Origin of the sequence: Craterilacuibacter sp. (assembly GCF_051659485.1) — a bacterium.
Taxonomy (GTDB): Bacteria; Pseudomonadota; Gammaproteobacteria; order Burkholderiales; family Chromobacteriaceae; genus Craterilacuibacter.
The window spans coordinates 1-5012 of record NZ_JBOFOO010000332.1; the positions used below are offsets into that span (position 1 = coordinate 1).

General features: G+C 62.2%; 6 protein-coding genes. 5 read left to right on the forward strand and 1 reads right to left on the reverse strand.

Annotated features, from left to right (window positions below):
• Positions 1-298 (forward strand): hypothetical protein (locus tag ACRC1E_RS11420; protein WP_438515216.1); only part of this gene is annotated, 298 nt, incomplete at its 5' end.
• On the forward strand, positions 295-759 hold the full coding sequence (locus tag ACRC1E_RS11425) for a DoxX family protein (protein ID WP_438515217.1): 465 nt from the start codon (positions 295-297) through the stop codon (positions 757-759). The genes ACRC1E_RS11420 and ACRC1E_RS11425, both read left to right, overlap by 4 nt.
• A 5-nt stretch (positions 760-764) precedes the next feature.
• On the opposite strand, the gene ACRC1E_RS11430 is transcribed toward ACRC1E_RS11425, so the two are convergent.
• Positions 765-2666 (reverse strand): B12-binding domain-containing radical SAM protein, encoded by a 1902-nt coding sequence (locus ACRC1E_RS11430; protein WP_438515221.1) that lies wholly within the window; start codon positions 2664-2666, stop codon positions 765-767.
• 181 nt (positions 2667-2847) lie between these two features.
• On the opposite strand from ACRC1E_RS11430, the gene ACRC1E_RS11435 reads away from it, so the two are divergent.
• From ACRC1E_RS11435 to ACRC1E_RS11445, 3 genes are all read left to right on the forward strand, one after another.
• Complete coding sequence (locus tag ACRC1E_RS11435; protein ID WP_438515218.1) at positions 2848-3960, forward strand: S-(hydroxymethyl)glutathione dehydrogenase/class III alcohol dehydrogenase; 1113 nt, start codon at positions 2848-2850, stop codon at positions 3958-3960.
• Between the two features lie 17 nt (positions 3961-3977).
• Positions 3978-4817, forward strand: a complete 840-nt coding sequence (gene fghA / locus ACRC1E_RS11440) for an S-formylglutathione hydrolase (RefSeq protein WP_438515219.1) — start codon at positions 3978-3980, stop codon at positions 4815-4817.
• The coding region (locus ACRC1E_RS11445; protein WP_438515220.1) for a chlorhexidine efflux transporter at positions 4814-5012 on the forward strand (199 nt) is incomplete at its 3' end. The genes fghA and ACRC1E_RS11445, both read left to right, overlap by 4 nt.

Consider the following 5012-nt stretch of genomic DNA (forward strand, 5'->3'; position numbering starts at 1 on the left):
GCTGGCCAGCTTGTGGCAACAGGGGCGCGATGGCGGCACGCAAGCGCCACCGCCCCCCGTATGGCAGGGCGAAGGCCTGCTGCTGACACGCCCATTCATGGCGGTGTCGTCCCGCGCACTCAGCCTTGCCGGCTGCACCTTCATGACAGCCTGTGCCCAAGGGCTGAATGTCGGCGAGGCGGCACTGGCGGCACTACAGGCCGAGCCCGGCTGCGCCTTGCAAACCCTGATGGCCAGCTTGCTGCAAAGCGGGGCCTTTTGTGCCATTCAGCTCGATACCATAGAAAGAACATCATGAAGCGCAATCAAACAGCCGGAACCGGCCGCTGGCAGAGTGCCTATCGGCGCATCGCCCATCTGGCAAGCTGCATCGCCACGCCATCCGTCACCGCACTGGCTGCCCGCTTCGGCATCGCCGCCACTTTTTTTCTGTCCGGACGCACCAAGGTCGAGGGTTGGCTGACGCTAAGCGACTCCGCGCTGCTGCTATTCCGTGACGAATACCGCCTGCCGCTATTGCCCTACCCGCTGGCCGCCCATCTGGCTGCCTATGCCGAGCACCTGTTCCCGCTCTTGCTGGTACTGGGACTGTTTACCCGGCTGTCGGCGCTCGCCTTGCTGGCGATGACGGCTGTGATCCAGATCTTTGTCTATCCGGATGCCTGGCCGACCCATCTGACCTGGGCGGCGGCCCTGCTTTACCTCTTGGGGCAAGGCGGCGGCCGCCTGAGCCTGGACCGCCCTCTGGGCATAGACTGAAAGCCTCAGCCCAGGGCCCGCGCGACAAAGTGCTTAGGTACGCGGGTCTTGGGTACGCGCGAGCCGAACCAGCGCCGCACTTCCCAATCCAGACCGATGCCGTGCATATAGTTGTACAGCGCCTTGGTCAGCGCCTCGCCCATCAGCGCGTGATCGGTACCGGTGGGGTCGGTAAAACCGACATCGTTCTTGGCGAAGCTCACCTCGGGCAATGGAATCAGCTTGATGCCGTACTCCTCCGGGTTCTTGCCTACCGGCGAGTGTACGGTGCAGGCAAAGCGGTGGAAGAAGCCGGACTGGATGCAGCCCGCTTCGAACAACTGGCGCACATACTCCAGCGCATCCACCGTTTCCTGCACCGTCTGGGTCGGAAAACCATACATCAGATAGGCATGCACCAGCACCCCGGCCTCGGTAAAGTCGCGCGTCACCCGCGCCACCTGCTCGACCGACACCCCTTTTTTCATCAGCTTGAGCAGGCGGTCGGAAGCAACCTCCAGCCCGCCGGAAATGGCAATGCAGCCGCTTTGCGCCAACAGCTGGCATAGCTCGGGGCTGAAGGATTTTTCGAAGCGGATATTGCCCCACCAGGTAATCGCCACCTTGCGGCGGATCAGCTCCAGCGCCAGCGCCTTGAGCATCTTGGGCGGCGCCGCTTCATCGACAAAATGAAAACCGCTCTGCCCGGTCTCGGCGATGATGGCCTCGATACGGTCGACCAGCAGTTCGGCCGATGCGGTTTCGTAGCGCGAGATATAGTCGAGCGTCACATCGCAGAAGCTGCACTTTTTCCAGTAGCAGCCATGCGCCACCGTCAGCTTGTTCCAGCGCCCGTCCGACCACAGCCGGTGCATGGGGTTAAGCATGTCCAGCAGGCTGAGATACTTGCGTATCGGCAAGCCGTCCCAAGTCGGCGTACCCACCTCGGCAAACGGCACATCCGGCTCGGGGAAGTTCACATAGCGCACGCGGCTCTCGTCGCGCACAAAGGTGCGCACCAGACGCTCGCGCGAACGCTGGCCTGCCACATGGTCCAGCAGCGCCAAGAGCGGACGCTCGCCATCGTCCAGCGTGACAAAATCGAAGTAATCGAATACGCGCGGCTCTTTGAGTTCGCGTAGTTCGGTATTGACGAAACCGCCACCCAGCACCGTCCTGATCGCCGGATTGATGCGCTTGATAGTCTGCGCAATGCGAAATGCCGCATACACCGAGCCGGGAAACGGCACCGATAGCAGTACCACATCCGGCTGATGGCGCTCCAGCGCGGCGCGGGTCAGGCGTGCGAGTACATCGTCCACCAGCGTAGGGGCGCCGGCCAGGGCGCGGGCCAGAGGCTCGAACGTGGGCTGGCTCATCGCCAGACGTTCGGCGTAGCGCACAAATTCGAAGCGCTCGTCGGCCGCATCGCGCAACACATCGGCCAGATCATCCAGATATAAGGTCGCGTAATGGCGCGCACGATCGGTGCTGCCCAATGCGCCAAAGGCCCAGGTCAGCGGGTCTTCATCCGGATACTCGGGGTCGATATAGGCATTGATCGTGGCAAAACGCTGCCCTTCGGGCAAAAAGCTGCGGCTGGCAATACGGTGGGCGATGGTCGGATCGCTGCCCTGTAAAAAGGCCAGCGCCGGCGCGATGGTCGTGTCGTAGGCGTCGTACTGTTCCAGAAAATGCCGCACCTGTGCGCTGCGCTTTTTCGCCGGCAGCTTCTGTGCCGCATCGCGCAAGGCGGCCAGGCCCTGGCGCGAAAACAGTTCCAGCACCAGCGCCAGCGCCAGATCTTCCTGCACGGCAGCGAAGCCCTGCTGGCGCAAGAAGCCGGTGAGATAGGCGGTGGACGGATATGGAGTATTAAGCTGGGTCATCGGCGGGATGATGGACAGCACGCGCGGGCGGTTCGGCATATCGTTCAAGGCAGGCTTTGGTTTGTGGCGCGGCAACACCGCAAGGGCGGCAATTTTAGCGCCTGATGCGCCGGAACGCGAAGCGAATCCTCTGCCAATGACAATGATGGGTAGCGCTGGCCACAAGTCATGCTTTGAGACTAGGATGTTGGCCACCCGCTTTACATCAAGGAAGACCCTCATGATCAAGTCGCGTGCCGCTATTGCCTGGGCTGCCCAACGCCCGCTGGAAATCGAACTGGTGGATGTAGAAGGCCCCAAAGCCGGAGAAGTACTGCTGCGCATGGTGGCCAGCGGTGTGTGCCACACCGATGCCTACACCCTGTCCGGTGCCGACCCGGAAGGCATCTTCCCCGCCATTCTAGGCCATGAGGGTGGCGCCATCGTCGAAGAAGTCGGCGCTGGCGTCACCTCGGTCAAGCCGGGCGACCATGTGATTCCGCTGTATACCCCCGAATGCGGCCAGTGCAAATACTGCCGCTCGGGCAAAACCAATCTGTGTCAGGCGATACGCGCCACCCAGGGCAAGGGCCTGATGCCGGACGGCAGCAGCCGCTTCTCGCTGCATGGCAAGCCGATCTACCACTATATGGGCACCTCGACTTTCTCCGAATACACGGTGTTGCCGGAAATCGCCGTCGCCAAGATCAACAAGGCCGCGCCGCTGGAAAAAGTGTGCCTGCTGGGCTGCGGCGTCACCACCGGCATGGGCGCGGTACTCAATACCGCCAAGGTTGAAGCCGGCGCCACGGTCGCCATCTTCGGGCTGGGCGGCATCGGGCTGTCGGCCATCATCGGTGCGGTCATGGCCGGTGCCAGCCGCATCATCGCCATCGATATCAATCCGGCAAAATTCGAGATTGCCCGGCAACTGGGCGCCACCGACATCATCAACCCGCTGGACTACGACCGGCCGATCCAGGAAGTGATCGTGGACATGACCGATGGCGGCGTCGACTACTCGTTCGAATGCATAGGCAACGTCAAGGTGATGCGCTCGGCACTGGAATGCTGCCACAAGGGCTGGGGCGAATCGGTGATCATCGGCGTGGCCGGTGCCGGCGAAGAAATCGCTACCCGTCCGTTCCAGCTGGTGACCGGCCGTGTCTGGCGCGGCTCGGCCTTTGGCGGCGTACGCGGGCGCAGCGAGCTGCCGGACTATGTCGAGCGTTATTTGAAAGGCGAGTTCGAGCTGGATACCTTCATCACCCACACCATGGCACTGGAAGAGATCAATACCGCCTTCGATCTGATGCATGAAGGCAAGAGCATACGCTCGGTGATCCATTTCTGATGCCGCCAAGGATAGAGATGAATACCCAACTCAACCGAATCTCCGAGCAGCGCTGCTTTGACGGCAGCCAGCAACGCTGGCGTCACCCATCCAGCACGCTGGGCTGCGAGATGACGTTTTCCATCTATCTGCCGCCCAATGCCGGCCACCATACCCCGGTGCTGTATTGGTTGTCCGGCCTCACCTGCAACGATGAAAACTTCGTGCAGAAGGCCGGCGCCCAGCGCATGGCTGCCCGGCTGGGCCTCGCCATCGTCTGCCCCGACACCAGCCCGCGCGGCGCTCAGGTGGCGGATGATGGCGCTTGGGATCTGGGGCAAGGCGCCGGCTTTTACCTCAATGCCGGCACCCTGCCCTGGCAATCGCACTACCGCATGCACGACTATGTAGTGCACGAACTGCCGGCACTGATATCCAGCCACTTCCCGCTGGGCAGCAAAAAATCCGTCAGCGGCCATTCGATGGGCGGGCATGGCGCGCTGGTTTGCGCGCTACGCAATCCCGGCCACTACCACTCGGTCTCGGCCTTCGCGCCCATTTGCCACCCCATGGACTGCCCGTGGGGCATCAAGGCCTTCAGCGCCTATCTGGGCGCGGAGCAGGACAGCTGGCGGGCATGGGATGCGTGCGAATTGATGGCCAGTGCCAGCGAGCGCCTGCCGCTATTGATCGATCAGGGCGAGGCGGACGATTTTCTAGCGCTGCAACTACAACCGACTGCCCTGCTGGCGGCGGCCGCCAAAGCCGGCACCCCGCTGACACTACGCATGCAGCCCGGCTACGACCACAGCTACTTTTTCATCGCCAGCTTTATCGACGAGCATCTGGCTTTTCACGCGCAGGCCTTGCAGCCATGAGTTATTGGGAACGTTGCCTGCACGCCGTCCTGTTCGAAGCCATCGCGCTGGCCATACTGATCCCGGCGACCAGCTGGATCATGGGCGAGAACCATAGCCTGATGAGTGTGGTCATGATCTCGGTATCGCTCACCGCAATGGCGTGGAATATTGCCTTCAACTATGTGTTCGACTATCTGGTGCCGGGCGAACGCA